The organism is Neptunicella sp. (genome assembly GCF_048268085.1).
Taxonomy (GTDB): domain Bacteria; phylum Pseudomonadota; class Gammaproteobacteria; order Enterobacterales; family Alteromonadaceae; genus Neptunicella.
Window position 1 is genome coordinate 50,658 of record NZ_JBLWWF010000024.1, and the last position, 17,672, is coordinate 68,329.

The window sequence follows — 17,672 nt, forward strand, 5'->3', positions numbered from 1 at the left end:
TTCCGGGACAGAACAATACGAGGACAACAATTTATGCTGAAAAAGACAGGTTTAAATACCCGAATAAAAGCCACGGCTTTCGCCGTAGGCTGTGCATTACTCAGCCCAATCGGTGTAGCACAAGATGTTACCCCAGATGAAACCGAAGACTTATTGAATAATAATAATAATGCAGTCGAGAAAACCGGTGATTCGGTGGAAGTAATTGAAGTCAAAGGGATACGTGGCTCGCAAGCCGCCGCCATTGATTTAAAAAGAGAGTTTTCCAATATTGTTGACTCCATTGTCGCTGAAGATATAGGTAAGTTGCCGGATGCGACCATTGCCGATTCATTGTCCCGAATTTCCGGTGTACAAGTACAGCGGGAAGCCAACGAAGCCACCTCACTAAATATTCGCGGTATGCCTCAGGTGCTAACCACATTAAATGGTGAACAATTTCTTAGCCCTTGGACCATTACCGATGTCGGTGCCAATTACGGTGACATTCCTGCCAGTATGATTACTGGTGTGGATGTATATAAATCCATCAGCGCTAAGGCCTTGTCTGGCGGTATTTCCGGTCTGGTCGATTTAAAAACCGCTAAACCGCTGTATCTAAAAGATGGCTGGACAGGCAATATTCGCCTAGAAGGTTCACAGGGTGATATGACCGATGAGAAGGTCAATAGTGATGGCACTATATCGCCTCGTATCGATCACAATATTAATGTATTTATTGGCTATAACCATGACAATAAATTTGGTTTTACCGCCGGTTTGTTCGACTCAGAATCCAATGCTGCCAATTATCAGATTTGGGATGATAACCGATTAGCTTTCCTCGATTCTCAAGGTGGTTTACCAAGCGACCCACTTGACTTAGATAACGATGGCGATTTGGTCAATGACTGGTATTTGGTACCAGCTAACTTTGGTGTACGTAGCAACTTTATGGAGAGAAAGCGTAAAGGTGGTGCATTCAGTATCCAAGCTAAGTTATCCGATAACTTTACTATCAGCGGTGATGTGTTTTATACCAAAATGGATCAATATGATCGTGGCGTTAATATCAACTTTAATGCTGCATCCAGCATTGATTCGGTTTCAGTCAATAATGGCCCACAAGAACCGGAAAACTTATATAACGTCCTCGTTAAAGAAGGCACGATTGTCGGTGAAGGTAGCGATATAAGTTATGTAGATGATAATGGCAATACCCAGACCAAAAGCTTACACACCTTGCAAGTGGCACATATAAATTCGCGAGAATTCCTAACCACATCGAGTTCCAATATTAATCACACAGCGGCATTAAACACCAATGTCCAGTTGGATTATTCCAACCATGACAATCTCGAAGCATCAATACGTTATGTATATGCCCATGCCGAGAAACAATATCGCACTGCCAACTTGCAACAAGGTACCCCCGCTTGGTTATGGGTAGATGAAGATGGTATTAATGGGCGCGATCCGTTCACTGTTTATGATGTCACCATTGATTATCGTGGTGATGTGCCTACCTTTGCCTACGATCCGATTGCTAATGATCTTTCCTCGGCGGGTAAATTAAGAAAATATCAGGCGGCTGGTGATGGTACCGATACCGATGCCGATCTAGATGTACTGCGTGCTGATGCGACTTATTTTCTCGATTCTGATTCATTTGTACAATCGATGAACTTTGGCCTACGCCGTGGTGTTCGCAAAGCAGATCACACCAAGTTCTTCTACGCTATGCCAACTGGGCGTTACTCTGTTTATGATGACGCAACCGTTCCCGTAGACAAACGCTATAAATTACTTCCCGGTAATGAAGTGTGGCAAAAATACCCCGAATGGCGTGACTTCTACTATGAAAAAGAAGAGGCCGGATTACGTAATTCCGGTGATTATCTGGACAATGGTTTTACTCCTCGTGACACCTCGATATTTACTGACTTTGGTCCGATAAAAGGTTTCGAAAATGGCGTATCATCATTGGACCCAAACAGTTGGGATAGTCCGCTGGAATTCTTAAATACACTCTACCCCGGCACAAAAACTATTGAAGATCCCGGTTTTACTTATGCGGTAAAAGAAACTTCTACATCCGCTTTCTTTCAGGCTAATTTTGCCGATGATAACAAGTTCTTCGGGATCCCGATTGAAGGTGATATAGGGGTGCGGGTGGTTAAAACAGAGCGTGAAATTACCAAAGCAGTGATCCCGGCAGTACTGGATCGAAATAATTCGGTGGGCTCAGGTTCACAACCTTGGCAAAAAATTCCCTTTGTTTCTACCACAGAAACGATTGATACCTCATTCACTGATGTATTGCCGTCACTTAACCTCAATTTTTTCCCGACCGATGACGTGATATTGCGTTTAGGTGCATCGAAAAATATGACCCGTAACAATCTGGAAAACCTCGGTTCCAGCCTTGTACTCTGGTATCAGCAATGTACCAAAACGGGCTCAGACGGATTACCCGTCAAAGTTCGTGACGGTAGCGGTCAATTGCGCGATGCCCAAGTAGGTTGTGCCGGTGGTGGTGATGATCGTGGTAATCCGAATATGAAACCTTGGCGCGCCACGGTGTATAACAGTTCCGCCGAATGGTACTTCGCTGAAAACTCAATTTTAGGTGTTGGCGTATTCCTGATCGATGTTGAAACAGCAGTAGCACAATATCAAGAGCAGCGTAACTTTGCCGATGCTGATGGCATTAATCGTGGACGTATGGTCAATGTGTGGACCACCGGTAATGTGGGTGCTTCGGATCTGACCGGTTTCGAGATTGGTTACAAACAACCCTTCACTTTCTTCGAAAATCCATTCCTTAGCTCATTAGGTTTTGAGTTTAACTACACCTACTCCGACAGTGAATCACCGGATTTAGATGTCGAAGGTAATGCCTTACCGCTACCTTCAAACTCCAAACATCAGTCCAATACTATTTTATGGTACGACAAAGATGGCCTGAATATGCGGATTGCCTATAACTGGCGAAGTGAAGAATATATCGGTCGAGTCGGACTTAATACCAATGGTGTACCGCTCAATTTAGGTAATTGGGCAGAACCTACCGGTTATCTGGATGCACAGATTAATTATTGGGTTAACGATCATCTCAGCTTTTCATTAAGTGGCACTAATTTGACCTCGCAAGATCGGAAAAGTTATGGCCAATACGAAGACCAATTTCAATCACTATGGGTACAGGAAAGACGCTACACCTTGGGCATATCGCTGAGCTTGTAATCGTCTCTTAACCCTTTTTAAACGTGCGCTACCAATAGTCGTACAGTGAGATTTATATGAAAAAATTGAATAAATGGAGTTCAACAATGACACTACGTTTAGGTTATCTGCCCATCATTTTGGCCACTATGTTAGTCCAGGGCTGTGGTGGCGATTTACTGGATAAAAACGCGGATATTGACACTTTAGTGCCCGATCCTCCCGTCGAGTTACCGAATAGACCTTCACCGCCGGAAGATGCATTAGTCATCACCACCAGCAGCAATGAAATTTACGATGCTTCAACTGATCCAATTCTGTTACGGGGTATTAACTTACAGTATGGCGATAATCCGGATATTCGACTGGCCGGGATTGCGGCGATAAAAGAAACCGGCTCTAACGTGGTCCGGTTACAACTAAGAGCTAACACCACGGCCGAACAACTTCGCGCAGCACTGGATGAAATCGTCGCCCAAGGCATGATAGCTATGCCTATGCTTTGGGAAGGCGAAGGTGAAATCACCTGTACCGAAAGCAATGAGTTTATCAATAAATACACCCAAGAATTATGGTTTGATAAATGGATTGATGTGCTGGTGGAAGCCAAATACCAGCCCTATTTAATGATTAATATTGCCAACGAATGGGGCCCAACCGGTATCTGGGATGCCAACAGTGTGGGCTATTCAGAATATATCGATACTTATAAATCGATCATCCGCGAATTTCGTGAAATCGGTTTTAAAGTCCCTTTAGTGATTGATGCTCCCGGCTGTGGCCAAGATTACAATGCGTTCTTAGCTGACCGTGGGCTTGAATTGCAAGCTGCCGACACAGAATCAAATATTGTGCTGTCAGTACATGCTTATCATGCCCAATGGAATTCCAGCAATAAAATTGTTGCCGCTACCGATGCCATGTCGAAAACCGGTGTGCCTTTTATTGTGGGTGAATTTGGTGGCTCTATGGCATTTGGCCCCGCATCCATTGATCACACCGATTTGATCAATAAAGGCGTTGGTGATCAGGCCATGGTATTAAGCTTCCCGTGGACAGGTGAGTCAGATAAAGCCGCATATCAATATGAACTGGCTGAAGCCCTTGACTTACAAGGCTCTAATGTCAGTGCCGATGTATATATTCCGGCTCGTTATGTGGAAAATGCCAAACTCGGCGTACAAATGTATTTGCGCGATGGTGGCGATCATTACGCCAGTTTAGGTTTCCTACAAGCTAACGATACCGATTTAAAAGGTAATGCCTGGACCAATCTTAGTTTTGCCATTCAAAGTACCGCTGATTTAGCCGGTTATGTAGAAGACGGCTTTAATTTAGGTGACGTGAAAAAAATTGGCTTTGAAGTATCTGCTAATGGTAAACCTACTAATATCGAAGGAGACATTAAGTTTGATAATATCAAGATAGAGGCCGGCGGTGCAGTACCTGCTATGTATCAAGCTGATTTTATTGGCGAAACCCAAGGTTGGGGCAAAGACTGGACTGCTGGTACCGTTGTCTCATCCGATGCTGACAATTTAATTATCACCCAAGACTGGTCTGCCAGCGATCAATTTGCTGTTTTTGTGGGTGGTGCCAATACCGGTATCGATACCAGCCAGCCGTTAACTATTAAATTAAAAATGTTCGTACCTGAAGAGTATGCCAGTGAAACGGATTTGTATTTCAAAGTGTACGTTAACCATGGTGACTCATGGGCATGGGGACAAACCAATGACGCCAGTATAGATGATGTCACCCCCGGTGAATGGACTGAGGTGGTATTCGACAATGTTGATTGGAGTACCTTTGGGGCATTACAAAAATTTGGTATCCAGTTTGGCGGCGTCAGTGCCGGTAAATCAGAACCGATATTAATCGATTCCATTACAGTCACTGGCCCAGACTCTGGTGAAAATGCAGGCAGCCCTCCTACCTACTATGCCAAATTTGATGCTGATGCAGAAAATTGGGGCCAATATTGGGGCGGAACCAGCACCGTAACGGCCGATGCAGCTGGCTCATTGGTAATTACCCCTGACTGGATATCCGAAGGTAAAGTAGGTTTTGGTATTGCCGGTAGCCTGACCAATATTAATCCCTCGGTACCGGTCAGTTTAAAAGCCAAAGTCTTTATTCCTGCCTCTTATGCGGATGAGAGTGGACTTTACTTCAAGTTTTTTGTCCAAGATCAGGGCTGGAGTTGGTTTGCCGCCCAAGACTTAACTATCGCTGATTTTACTCCTGGTCAATGGACTGAAGTGACGGTCGATAATGTAGATTTATCCTCCCAAGTTGCTCCTTTCCAACGCTTTGGGGTTGAAATGGGTGGTGTGGTCATGACTGAAAACACCGATCCCATTCTGATTGACTATGTGGCCGTACTAGCCGATGGAGAATCTATCGATGCTGGCGGTGTGATGGGATTAGTCACGGATTACGAGCAAGACTTTATTGGTGAACTAGGTGGCTGGGAACGGGATCCATGGGAAGATACCACCGGTGCTATCTCGGTCGACGGTTCTAATCTGGTACTCAGCCAACAATGGGCGACTAAAGATCAATTAGGCTTATATGTGAATGGCGGCACAGCCAGTTTAGATACCAGCACACCGGTTACCATCAGTGCTCGAGTCTTTGTGCCAGCCTCTTATTCGGATGCCACCGACTTATTCTTCCGTTTTTACGTACAACACGGTGATGACTGGTCAGGCTGGGATACCACCGAAGATAAAACTCTGGCTGACTTTACCTTAGGTGACTGGACAGTCATCACCTTTGAAGATGTAGATTTCAGCATGGTACAAACCCTGCAACGCTTGGGGATGCAAGTCGGTGGTGTGGGTAACAATAAGAACGATCCTATTTTGGTTGATTACGTCAAGGTTGAAAAAGTGGGATTGGTACCTCTGGAACTGGAAACCCTGTTTAACATGGGATTCAATGATCCGGCTGATGTAGATGCTTGGGCATTAGACTATGCAGAGGGCGGCTTTAATGCTGAAGTACTCAGCGAGGCAAAAAATCATGCTTATGGCGTGGTACCCTTCGGCTGGATTGCTTGGTCATGGAAAGGCAATGGCGGTGATGCCGTGGTGCTGGATATGTCTACCTCTGAAGATAGTGTTGAACTGACCACTAGAGGAAACGAGATCATCAATGGCCCGAACGGGATTAAATCCTCTTCAGAGCCAGCAGGGTTTGGCCAATAATTGACCATATAAAACAAATACAAGCCGGGTCACTCACCCGGCTTTTTTATTGTGATGAAAAGAAATGACCCGATAGCCGGGTTTGGTATAGGATTACCCGGTATTATTTTTCGCCTTCTCTTTAGCCATTTACAGGTAAACCATGTCACTGATTGATTTTTCCGAAATTACCACCGCCCTTCAACGCATTCAACCCTACGCCAGCCAAACGCCGATTTTTCAGTCCCGCATGCTCAATAGCTGGTTGGGGCATGAAGTGTACTTTAAAGCAGAATGCTTACAGCGCAGTGGGGCATTCAAGTTTCGTGGCGCAATCAATACGTTGGCATGGTTGCAAGAGCAGGGAAAGTTACCTAAAAAAGTGGTGGCGAACAGTTCAGGTAACCATGCTCAGGCAATCGCACTGGCGGCTAATTTATTTAACATAGACGCACAAATATTTGCGGCTCAGAATGTTTCAGCGGTCAAAGCGGCAGCGACCGAATACTATGGGGCCGAACTGACGCTTTGTGCAACCCGTGCGTTGGCCGATCAGCAAGTTAAACAGGCAGCCGAGCAGCAAGACATATATTGGATCCCGCCGTTTGACCATCCACAGGTTATCGCAGGACAAGGTACCGTTGCCGTTGAAGCCTTACGACAAGTTGAAGGGATCAATGGTATCTTCGCTCCTTGTGGTGGTGGTGGCTTATTATCGGGTACATTGATCGCTACGCGGGAATTGGCACCCCAAGCGGAAGTAATTGGCGTGGAGCCGTTAGCTGGCAACGATGCGATGCAATCGTTACAAAACGGTAAGATATTCCGTTTTGACCAATCCCCGCAAACGTTAGCTGACGGTGCCGCGACATTAGCCATCAGCGAGTTAACCTTTGAACATTTACAACAACTTGATGATTTTTATACCGTCGAGGAAGCACAAATCGCCTACTGGACCCAATGGCTACAGCATTTACTCAAACTGCATGTAGAACCCACTAGTGCCATGTGCATGGCCGCTGTTGTGGCATGGCTTCAGCAACAGTCCTCACCACAAAAAGTCATGGTGGTCCTGTCTGGCGGTAATATTGATCAGCAAAAAATGCAGGCGCTGTGGCAACAGGATTATCTGCAACAAATGCCAATAATTGTGGATTAATCAGGATACTGGTGGCTTCAATTAATCGCATTGAAGCCATGAACGCGTGATCAAACAATTAACCAATCAGTTCATCCAGCTTATGCCGGTTACTTCGAGATAACGTTAGTTGCTCACCGTTTTTCAGGATCACCGTATAATCGCCTTTTTCGTTCGGCCTTAACTCACTGACAAAAGAGCGTCTGACAATAGATGAACGATGAATTCGAATGAAATGCTGCGGATCCAGCTGGCTTTCCAGTGTCGTTAAGGTTTCACGATGTAAAATAGTTTTGCCTTCATGCAGATGAATTTCAGCATAGTTACCCGCTCCAACAATATAATCCACATCACAGACATCAATTAAGCGGATACGCCCCGGATCTTTAACCACCAGTCGGGATTTAAAACGGCAACTTTGCTCTTCCATCATATGTTGAACAATTTCGCCTACCTGCTGGTAGTTCACCGTATTAACTTCATTCAATTTGGATCTGGCTTTATTCAACGCAGTGTAAAAGCGTTCATCATCGTAGGGTTTTAACAGATAATCGATGGCATTAAACTCAAATGCAGTAATGGCATATTGATCATAGGCAGTCACAAAAACAATCACACATTGGTCAGCAATTTTTTGTGCCAGTTCGATACCGGTCTGGCCGGGCATCTGTATATCCAGAAAGACAATATCAGGCTGATGCTGATTAAACACTTCCAATGCCTGATTGCCATCACTGGCTTCCAGTACCAAACCAATATCTTGCTGTTGTTTTAATAATAATAAAATGGTTTGCCGTGCCAAGGCTTCATCATCGACGACCATCACTTTAATCATCAGTTGCTCCGAGTGGAATACTGAGTGAAGTCTCAAAATATCCGTCTTCCAGTGCCTTCAACTCCAACTTGTAATTGTCCGGGTATAGCTTGTCGAGCCGCTCCCGACAATTTTTTAAACCAATACCGAAACCTTTATGTTCATCCTTTTCCGGTACCTTGTTAATTAAATGCACATGTAATATTCCCGGCTCGCAATAAACTTTCAAGCTTAAAAGATTTTTGTTTGTTTCAAGTTGTGAACCGTGTTGCACGGCATTTTCCACTAGCGGTTGCAGCAACATAAACGGGATTTCGTTGTGTAGGCAGTTTTTGGAAAATTCCACTTGAGTTTCGAGTTTGTGCTCAAAGCGCATCTTTTGAATACTCAAATAACTGTTTATAAACTCCATTTCCTGCTCCAGAGTAATCATCTGGTTGCCCTGATTTTCAAGCACTTTACGTAGCATTAAACTGAGCTCACTTAACGCTTTTACTGCATCGCCTTTTTTATCCAGACGGATCAAACTGGCCACGGTATTGAGGGTATTGAATAGGAAATGCGGATTAATTTGTGATTTAAGCGACTGCAACTCAACCTGAACAAGCTGTTTGGCCAAACTCTCACTGCGCAATTGCTGGGCTCTGGATTGTTGGTAGTAGCTAAAAGTGTATCCCAAACAAACAATGGCTAAATACACCAGAACATCAATGTGCAACAAACTTAATCGCCATTGACGAAAGACTTTTTCAACATAATCCAGTGAACCATGGTATTCGATCAACCATGACAGCACGATAGTTAATAGCCAATAAATCCCCAAGAACAACAACGCGGATAACAAATTCTTACCAATAAACTGCGCCGACTTGCCTTCCCGATAACTGATACTTTTGCATGCCGCAATCACGAACGGCGCGACAACTGCCCATAACATCCACCATGGTAAATAATTAAACCAAATTCCTATCCAGTTTGCGGGACGTTCATAGGCCAGTAACTGACGGTAAGAATTATCCGTCGCCAGACAGGTCAAGACTAGCCAGAATAGAATATTGGCCAGCCAGAACTGACGTTTGGGAAGATTTTTCCAGTAATTTTTCAACTAAGACTTACTACTTTATTAACAGCGTTGGTTGATTATTTAACAATACGACGTAGCAAAGCAACTATTCCCCCCAATTCACCCCATCAAACTGACCATCTAGATACCGATAAAATAGTTTCACACAGCCAATCAGGCTAATTATTAACCATTTCAGATAATCCATTCCCCGTTTAAACCAGACATGCCCGCCATTGACCACACTAAACCCCAATCCCGCGTATTACCCGTGGAGCTTGGACTAAGCGAAGCATAATTTGGCACTGGATAACAAAGCATTATCCGTCAAAACAAAGGATCCATATAAAAAGTAGTCGTCACATCACATTCACACTGAGCAGCTTTGTTGCATCGGTATTGGGATGGAACCACTTCGTTAAGTATGGGCAAAAACTAATACAAAGTTCACAAGACCAAGATGATCTTGTTGAGCTTGGGAGACACCATATGTACACATTTAAAAGAAGTGTCACAGCTATTGCTGTGGCCGCGTCGTTAGGTCTAACCGCTCCGGTGATGGCAGATAGCGCCACCTCGAATATTGTTGGTTCTATCATGGCTAATGATTATAGCCAATATACGGTTACCGCTGCCGATCCTAAAACAGGCTACAGTCGCCAAATATCAATTGGTGACGATGGTTCATATCGCTTTGCAAAGTTGCCAACCGGCGAATATGACATCACGGTCAGTAAGAATGGTCGAGTAGTTGCGCAAGATAAGATCCGCGTATCATTGGGATCCAACGCAACGGCCAACTTCAATCTATTAACCGATACTGGCACCGAAGTTATTGAAGTTACCGGTGCTCGGGTTTCTGCTGTTGATGTATCCACCACCGATTCGGGGTTGGTTATTGGCGAACTCGAACTGGACAGAATGCCGGTAGGTAGAAGTATTACTGCCGTTTCTTTGCTGGCTCCCGGTACCATACAAGGTGATCAGGGTTTTGGCGATAACACCAATGCCTCTTTCGGTGGTGCGTCAATTGCGGAGAACTCTTGTTATATCAACGGACTGGAAGTCACTGATACTCGCCAAGGATTAGGCTGTGGATCAGTCCCCTTCGAATTTTACAAAGAATTCCAGGTTAAAACCGGTGGTTATTCAGCCCAGTTTGGCCGGACTACCGGTGGTGTCGTCAACGCGGTTACCAAAAGCGGTACCAATGAGTGGGAGTTTGCTACCACTGCAACCTGGAGTCCGGCAGGCTTACAGGAAAAAGGGTTAAAGTCTCGCGGTAACGGTGGTACCGGTAATGTATTCCGTGATGACAGTGTGACCGAAAACGACACCTTTGATTTCACCGTATCTGCGGCAGGCCCGATAATTGAAGATACGTTGTTTATCTATGCCTTAATTAACCCACGTAGCACAGAAAACAAATTCGCGGCAGATTTGAATAATGGGAATGCCTTTTATCGCGCTGATACCGAGTACCATGTTCGTGAAGCATCCGGTGGGGATAACTTGTTTTGGGCGGCTAAACTGGATTGGGATATTAGTGAAGATCATCGGTTAAGCTATTTTGCTTATTCTAACCGTAATGACACGACCGACACTATTAATGCCTACAATCCTGACACTGGCGTTATCGGAGAAGAAATCGGCGTTAATATCCGTAAACGGGGGGGCGAAGCACAAAGCTTAAGCTATACCGGTTACCTGACTGACGATTTATCCGTTTCAGCAATGGCAGGCCAAATCGAAACCCAATATGCCACCGACCCCAGTAATCTTGATTGTCCGGGAGTATCGGATTCTCGTAGTATTCCTAACCCAGTGAGTGGCTGTGGACCAGGTGGCTCGACCGGGGATAATTTCGACAAAAACACCCAGTATCGCCTGGATCTGGAATATGTATGGGGCGACCATACCCTGAAAGCTGGTTTGGATATCCAACAGCGTGAATCCACTCGTGTGACAGTGCCCGTTGGCGGTCATACCTATGATTACAGCAGTCTGGCCCCCAACTCCAGTATTCAGGGTATTCCATTTACCAATAATACCGGTGCCACCATCAATTATGTATCGGATCGAATATTTGTCGGTGGCGGAGGATTCAGTTCTGATCTGAATGCCTACTATATAGAAGACCAGTGGCAATTATTGGATAACCTGGTACTGAATATCGGATTCCGTAAAGACAAGTTTGAGGGGGAAGGTACGACCGGAAAATTACTGTTCGAATTTGATACCGATATCGCCCCACGATTGGGCTTTAGCTGGGATATTAACGGTGATGGCGACTCCAAGATTTACGGTACCTGGGGACGTTATTATTTACCTATCGCTAACAACACTATCTATCGAGCAGCGTCTGGCGTAAGTGATACCACCACTTACTATACCTTTACGGGTTCGGATGCCACCACCGGTGCGCCAACAGGTACAGCACCGATCACCGGTAATCAGGCAACATCGACCAACATCAATTCGATCCCGGCCATTCCGGAAAAAGCGATTTTCCAAACCGAAGAAGCCAATCCCTTCGCCCGGGATGAGTTAATTATCGGTTACGAGCAAGTCATAAACGATGATTGGTCTGTAGCCGTTAGCGCCACCTATCGTGAAGTCACCAGTGCGCTGGACGACTACTGTGGAGCTTACGCCTATCCTTATTGCTTAATGGTCAGTCCCGGTAAAGATGCCACGGCGTATAAGGATGGGGTGTATTACTATGGCGAAGGCGACCCTCGTAACAACTTGGACGAACATGATCCTAACGAAGATTATAGTGCCTTTGACTTAGCCGATGGTGTGGCCGATCCTGGTTCTCGCACCACCACTACCGCAGAACAAATTGGTCTACCGGAAGCCAACAATGAATATATGGCTTTACAAACCAAGTTGAATTATCGCACCGATAATTTCCGGATGAACTTTATCTACACTTGGTCACGCAGCACCGGTAACTTTGAAGGTGCGGTTAAATCGGATATTGATCAGGCCGATGCAGGGGTAACTCAGGATTTCGACTTCCCCGCTTTGATGGATGGAGCACAAGGTTATCAACCTAACGACCGTCGGCATGTATTCAAGCTATTTGGTAGTTATGATATTAACGATGACTGGACGCTGGGCTTTAATTCCAGTTTAACCAGTGGCCGTCCATTATCTACCTTTGGTCAGGGATACCCTGATGATAATCCGGATATCTACGGCAGTTACGGTGATACCTATTATATATTCACCGGTCAGTGTCCTGATACCAATGGTAATGGTGGATGTGATGTAGAAGAAAAAGTCTACAATTTCACTCCTCGCGGTTCCGCTGGCAGAACACCATGGTTATTTAATGTAGATGTGTCTGTGGCGTACAACTTTAGTGTTTCAGGTGTGGATATGAAAGCCTCATTAGATGTATTTAATGTGTTGAATAATATCGAAGTCACCTCACCCAACGAACACTATGAGCAACGTCGCAGTGAAGGTACCTACAACCAATGGTATGGCGCAGCGTATTCATGGACGGCTCCGCGCTCTGTACGTTTGGGATTCGAGGCGAGATTTTAATTAATACCTTGAGTCAATCAGAACCTTTATAGTCTGAATCCATAGTCGCCTGTTGCGAATGATGAAATCCGCAACAGGCTGCTATATTAAGATTCAATAAAGGCAAAACGAGGGACCTGTTGGCCATCCACTGTGACCATTTCACTAAACATGCTCAATGGCCTTACCCATAATTTCCCCTCCCCATATAAGGGACGATAAACCACAAGTAAGCTACCATCTTCAGAATGGGTAGCGACATCAATAACCTGATATTCATTACCCTTATAATGACGATATTTACCCGGTTGCAGATCTTTACTCAACTGTCGCCCCATCTTCTTCCTTTTCATACCCCTTGGATTCATCACGATATTCACGCGGGGTTTTATCAAAATGTTTTTTAAACACCGCATACATATATTGTAACGATGGATAACCGCAAATATTGGCGATACTGGCGGTGGTTTGGTCGGTCTGTTTAAGCAGATTACAGGCTTTTTTCAGCTTTTCATTATGGATTTCATTATGAATACTGTGTCCACGCTCTTCTTTAAAGCGATGTTCCAGATTGGAGCGGGAAATTCCCACATAATCAAGCACCTGATCCACTTTTATTCCCCGACACGCATTTTGGCGGATAAAGTGCATGGCCTGCATGACATGAGGATCTTTAATCGCCTTAAAATCAGTGGATTGACGTTCAGCAACACCCGCGGGCGGGATCAGAATCGGCTTTTGCGCTCCTTTACGGCCATTTAAAATCTTGTGTAACTGCTTGGCGGCCTGGAAGCCCATTTCAAAACAGCCTTGGGTTACCGAGCTTAAACTGACTCGGCTTAAGAAACGGGCAATATCATCATCATCAATACCGATGACCGAGATTTTTTCCGGGATTAACATACCAATATGATCACAGACTTGCAGTAAATGGCGAGCACGGGCATCGGTTACTGCCACAATTCCAATCGGAGTGGGTAATGATTGTAACCAATCTGCCAGACGCCGAATACTATACTGCCAGGTTTCCGGGCGCACCGAATGACCGCGATAAACATGGCATTCGTAGCCTTCGGCTTCAGTGATATTAACCATGGCACTTTCACGCTCTTGTGCCCAACGCTGGGACTCATCGATAGGCGCACCATAAAAAGCAAACTGCTCAATCCCTTTTTGGCGTAAATGTTGATATGCCTCGTTGATTAACGCATGGTTATCGGTAGCGACATAAGGCACATCCGGATAATCCTTAGGATCGCTGTATGAGCCTCCTACCCCCACTACCGGTACTTTAGTTTTTAATAGCGCGGCTTGAATTTCAGGGTTATCAAAGTCAGCAATAATGCCATCCCCGCCCCAGTCGTCCAGATGTTCCAGACGCGCCATAAAATCTTCTTCCAAATACAGATCCCAGTCTGCCTTGGATATTTGTAAGTAATTACCAATCCCTTCGATAACATTACGGTCATAAACTTTGCTGGCATTGAATAAAAGCGTAATACTGTGTTTTTTCTCAAACATGTCGTCACCGATAATTAAGCACTCGAATGTTAATATTCTGTGACCTAATCAAAAACAATTCAACGTATTTTCATAATAAAGTTTATGTTTTTTTGTATAGACAAGAAAACTATGAACTTTATCATGTTGCCCACAGTAGATAATCCACAAAACTTATATCAAATTTCGTAATTGCTCCAAATGCGCCTAACAACAAGCATTAGAGTTTTGCAATTGATCACTATTTTAGGAGTTTGCCATGTATATCGGCATTGATTTAGGCACATCTGGCGTTAAAACCATTCTAATGAATGACGATGGCGACATTCTGGCAACCACCACATGTAAACTAAATGTTAGCATTCCAAAACCACTATGGTCTGAGCAAGATCCACTGCATTGGTGGCAAGGTACCATTGATTGTCTCGATCAACTTAGCCAACAACAGGATCTGTCTTCGGTAACCGCTATTGGCTTAGCCGGTCAAATGCATGGCGCGACCTTACTGGATGCCAGCGATAACATATTGCGCCCGGCTATTTTATGGAACGACGGGCGCAGCGAACAGCAGTGTCAGCAAATTGAAGCCAGCGTGAGTGAATCCAAACAAATTACCGGAAATCTGGTTATGCCCGGTTTTACCGCTCCCAAATTGCTGTGGGTAAAACAACACGAGCCAGAGATTTTTGACAAGATCAGTAAAGTATTACTGCCTAAAGATTATTTACGCCTGCGCCTGACCGGTGATTACGCCTCGGATATGTCCGATTCCGCGGGAACCAGCTGGCTGGATGTGGGCAAACGTGAATGGAACAGTCAAATGTTAGCCGCGACAGGGTTAACCATAGAGCAAATGCCCACATTATATGAAGGGTCGGAGATAACCGGTTATCTGTTGCCTGAACTGGCACAAAAATGGGGCATGCAAAAAGTCGCTGTCGTGGCTGGTGGCGGTGATAACGCGGCAGGTGCCGTTGGTGTGGGTATCGTGAATCCCGGACAAGCCATGCTGTCTTTAGGAACCTCTGGTGTCTATTTTGCCGTCAGTGACGGCTACAAAAGTAACCCCGAATCAGCGGTACACAGCTTCTGCCATGCCCTACCTGATAGCTGGCATTTAATGTCTGTCGTACTCAGTGCGGCCAGCTGCCTGGACTGGTTTGCCAATAACAGTGGTATCACCGATGTCGGGCAGTTATTAGCCGACGTGGAACACAATACCCGTATTGATGATCCGACCGTGCCGTATTTTTTACCGTATTTAACCGGAGAACGCACGCCGCATAATAATCCCAATGCCACTGCCAGTTTTTTTGGCATGACCTCGGCAACCAACAAAACCCAGTTGGGACAAGCCGTATTGCAAGGGGTAACCATGGCGTTGGCAGAAGGAATGGATGCTTTACATGCCGCTGGTTTGCAACCCGATGATATTAGCCTGATTGGCGGCGGTGCGCGCAGCGCTTATTGGCGCCAGTTACTGGCCGATGCGTTAGGCAAACCGGTTAGCTACCGTCAAGGTGGTGAAGTTGGCCCCGCATTAGGAGCGGCAAGATTAGCCCAATTGGCCATGAATCCGGGTACATCCATTGCGGACATATGTCCGATCCCTAAGCTGGTGGAATCCCATCAGCCAAACCCGCAATTGGCTGATTATTACCAGCAGCGTAGAAATACATTTAAGCAGTTGTACAAACAGACTGAAGGCCTGTTTAGACAGTAGAAAAACCGCGTTGTGCAAACGCAAAAAAGGAAAAAGCGAGTCAAAATCCGTAATTGTGACTCAGGGCAACTAAGCCCAGAATCACCACACTTTTTAAGTACCCGTATAGCGGGTTAATAATGCCCGGAGCATCTTATGTCAGATTTTTTTAAAAATGTGGATAAAATCCAATACGAAGGATCCAATTCCACCAACCCATTAGCATTTAAACACTACAATCCAGAAGAGAAAGTTCTGGGTAAAACCATGCGTGAGCATTTGCGCTTTGCCGCTTGTTACTGGCACAACTTCTGTTGGGATGGTGCCGATGTATTCGGTGCTGGTACTTATGGACGCCCTTGGTTAAAAGCAGGCGATCCCATGCAGCGTGCACTTGAAAAGGCTAATGTTGCTTTTGAATTCTTCGATAAAATCAACGTTCCTTTTTATACCTTCCATGATATTGATGTATCTCCAGAAGGCAGTTCAATTAAGGAATATGTTAACAACCTGGCTAAAATGACCGACGTGCTGGCGCAAAAACAGCAAGAAACCGGTGTTGAATTGTTATGGGGCACAGCAAACGCATTCAGTAATCCACGTTATATGTCTGGTGCATCAACTAATCCTAATCCAGAGATCTTCAGCTACGCTGCAACACAAGTGTTCAACGCCATGAACGCCACTAAGAAACTGGGCGGTGCCAACTACGTATTATGGGGTGGTCGTGAAGGTTACGAAACTCTGTTAAATACGGATCTTAAGCGTGAGCGTGAGCAATTTGGGCGCTTTATGCAAATGGTCGTTGAGCATAAATATAAAATCGGTTTTGACGGTTTATTGCTTATCGAACCTAAGCCACAAGAGCCAACTAAGCATCAGTACGACTACGATACCGCAACCGTTTATGGTTTCTTAAAAGAATTCGGTATCGAGAAAGAGTTTGCGGTAAATATCGAAGCAAACCACGCTACCTTATCTGGCCATTCTTTCCATCACGAAATCGCCACCGCATTTGCCTTAGGCATTTTCGGCTCAATCGATGCTAACCGTGGTGATGCGCAATTAGGTTGGGATACTGACCAATTCCCTAACAGCGTTGAAGAAATGACGTTGATTTGCTACGAAATCCTTAAAAATGGCGGTTACACCACCGGTGGTTTCAACTTTGACACCAAGCTACGTCGTCAAAGTATCGATGCAGAAGACTTGTTCCACGGCCACATTGGCGGTATGGATACTTGTGCATTGGGTCTTAAGAAAGCCGCTGAAATCATTGAAAATGACTTTATCGCCAAAGGTAAAGACAAGCGTTATGCCGGTTGGGATGCGGAACTGGGTAAAGCGATTCTGGAAGGCAAATACAGCCTTGAATCCTTGGCCAAACACGCCACCGATAACGACTTTGCGCCCAAGCATGTTTCCGGTCAGCAAGAATTGCTGGAAAATCAGGTTAACAATGTGCTTTTTAAATAAGGCATAGGTTTAAGTCAACCTTAATCCAAAGTCAAAACGACAAAGGC

10 protein-coding genes are annotated in these 17,672 nt (G+C 45.1%); 6 read left to right on the forward strand and 4 right to left on the reverse strand.

The genetic code is table 11. The features are described from left to right. The first annotated feature begins 33 nt into the window (after positions 1 to 33). The 3 genes from ACTD55_RS16820 to ACTD55_RS16830 all read left to right on the forward strand — a co-directional run bounded on the left by ACTD55_RS16820 (position 34) and on the right by ACTD55_RS16830 (position 7,554). Positions 34 to 3,225, forward strand: coding sequence for a TonB-dependent receptor (locus ACTD55_RS16820; protein ID WP_438865491.1), 3,192 nt, complete (start codon positions 34 to 36; stop codon positions 3,223 to 3,225). 86 nt (positions 3,226 to 3,311) lie between these two features. After that, entirely contained in the window at positions 3,312 to 6,416 is a 3,105-nt protein-coding gene (locus tag ACTD55_RS16825; RefSeq protein WP_438865492.1) for a cellulase family glycosylhydrolase, read from the forward strand. A gap of 142 nt (positions 6,417 to 6,558) precedes the next feature. Further along, the gene (locus ACTD55_RS16830; protein ID WP_438865493.1) at positions 6,559 to 7,554 is read left to right on the forward strand and encodes a serine/threonine dehydratase; all 996 of its coding nucleotides are present in this window, start codon (positions 6,559 to 6,561) and stop codon (positions 7,552 to 7,554) included. 58 nt (positions 7,555 to 7,612) lie between these two features. Here the strand turns inward: ACTD55_RS16830 and ACTD55_RS16835 are convergent, their stop codons facing one another. Both ACTD55_RS16835 and ACTD55_RS16840 read right to left on the reverse strand, forming a co-directional pair. After that, complete coding sequence (locus tag ACTD55_RS16835) at positions 7,613 to 8,368, reverse strand: LytR/AlgR family response regulator transcription factor (RefSeq protein WP_438865494.1); 756 nt, start codon at positions 8,366 to 8,368, stop codon at positions 7,613 to 7,615. Further along, positions 8,361 to 9,452: a sensor histidine kinase gene (locus tag ACTD55_RS16840; RefSeq protein WP_438865495.1), complete on the reverse strand. Its 1,092-nt coding sequence runs from the start codon at positions 9,450 to 9,452 to the stop codon at positions 8,361 to 8,363. Before ACTD55_RS16840 ends, ACTD55_RS16835 begins: the two co-directional genes overlap by 8 nt. A 447-nt stretch (positions 9,453 to 9,899) precedes the next feature. Between ACTD55_RS16840 and ACTD55_RS16845 the strand changes: the two genes are divergently transcribed. Next, positions 9,900 to 12,968, forward strand: coding sequence for a TonB-dependent receptor (locus tag ACTD55_RS16845; RefSeq protein ID WP_438865496.1), 3,069 nt, complete (start codon positions 9,900 to 9,902; stop codon positions 12,966 to 12,968). A gap of 86 nt (positions 12,969 to 13,054) precedes the next feature. Here the strand turns inward: ACTD55_RS16845 and ACTD55_RS16850 are convergent, their stop codons facing one another. Together ACTD55_RS16850 and ACTD55_RS16855 are read right to left on the reverse strand one after the other, a co-directional pair. After that, positions 13,055 to 13,285, reverse strand: a complete 231-nt coding sequence (locus ACTD55_RS16850; RefSeq protein ID WP_438865497.1) for a DUF1653 domain-containing protein — start codon at positions 13,283 to 13,285, stop codon at positions 13,055 to 13,057. Further along, positions 13,266 to 14,468 (reverse strand): XylR family transcriptional regulator, encoded by a 1,203-nt coding sequence (locus ACTD55_RS16855; protein WP_438865498.1) that lies wholly within the window; start codon positions 14,466 to 14,468, stop codon positions 13,266 to 13,268. Before ACTD55_RS16855 ends, ACTD55_RS16850 begins: the two co-directional genes overlap by 20 nt. Positions 14,469 to 14,706: 238 nt before the next feature. On the opposite strand from ACTD55_RS16855, the gene xylB reads away from it, so the two are divergent. Together xylB and xylA are read left to right on the forward strand one after the other, a co-directional pair. Beyond that, positions 14,707 to 16,170 carry a xylulokinase gene (gene xylB, locus ACTD55_RS16860; protein WP_438865499.1) on the forward strand — a complete coding sequence of 488 codons (1,464 nt, stop codon included), beginning with the start codon at positions 14,707 to 14,709 and terminating at the stop codon, positions 16,168 to 16,170. Between the two features lie 135 nt (positions 16,171 to 16,305). Next, entirely contained in the window at positions 16,306 to 17,625 is a 1,320-nt protein-coding gene (gene xylA, locus ACTD55_RS16865) for a xylose isomerase (protein ID WP_438865500.1), read from the forward strand. Positions 17,626 to 17,672: the final 47 nt, after the last annotated feature.

Bases quoted from the DNA above. Each gene is read 5' to 3' on its own strand.
- ACTD55_RS16820 (WP_438865491.1), top strand. From the start codon at position 34: ATGCTGAAAAAGACAGGTTTAAATACCCGAATAAAAGCCACGGCTTTC.
- ACTD55_RS16825 (WP_438865492.1), top strand. From the start codon at position 3,312: ATGACACTACGTTTAGGTTATCTGCCCATCATTTTGGCCACTATGTTA.
- ACTD55_RS16830 (WP_438865493.1), top strand. From the start codon at position 6,559: ATGTCACTGATTGATTTTTCCGAAATTACCACCGCCCTTCAACGCATT.
- ACTD55_RS16835 (WP_438865494.1), bottom strand. From the start codon at position 8,368: ATGATTAAAGTGATGGTCGTCGATGATGAAGCCTTGGCACGGCAAACC.
- ACTD55_RS16845 (WP_438865496.1), top strand. From the start codon at position 9,900: ATGTACACATTTAAAAGAAGTGTCACAGCTATTGCTGTGGCCGCGTCG.
- ACTD55_RS16850 (WP_438865497.1), bottom strand. From the start codon at position 13,285: ATGGGGCGACAGTTGAGTAAAGATCTGCAACCGGGTAAATATCGTCAT.
- ACTD55_RS16855 (WP_438865498.1), bottom strand. From the start codon at position 14,468: ATGTTTGAGAAAAAACACAGTATTACGCTTTTATTCAATGCCAGCAAA.
- xylB (WP_438865499.1), top strand. From the start codon at position 14,707: ATGTATATCGGCATTGATTTAGGCACATCTGGCGTTAAAACCATTCTA.
- xylA (WP_438865500.1), top strand. From the start codon at position 16,306: ATGTCAGATTTTTTTAAAAATGTGGATAAAATCCAATACGAAGGATCC.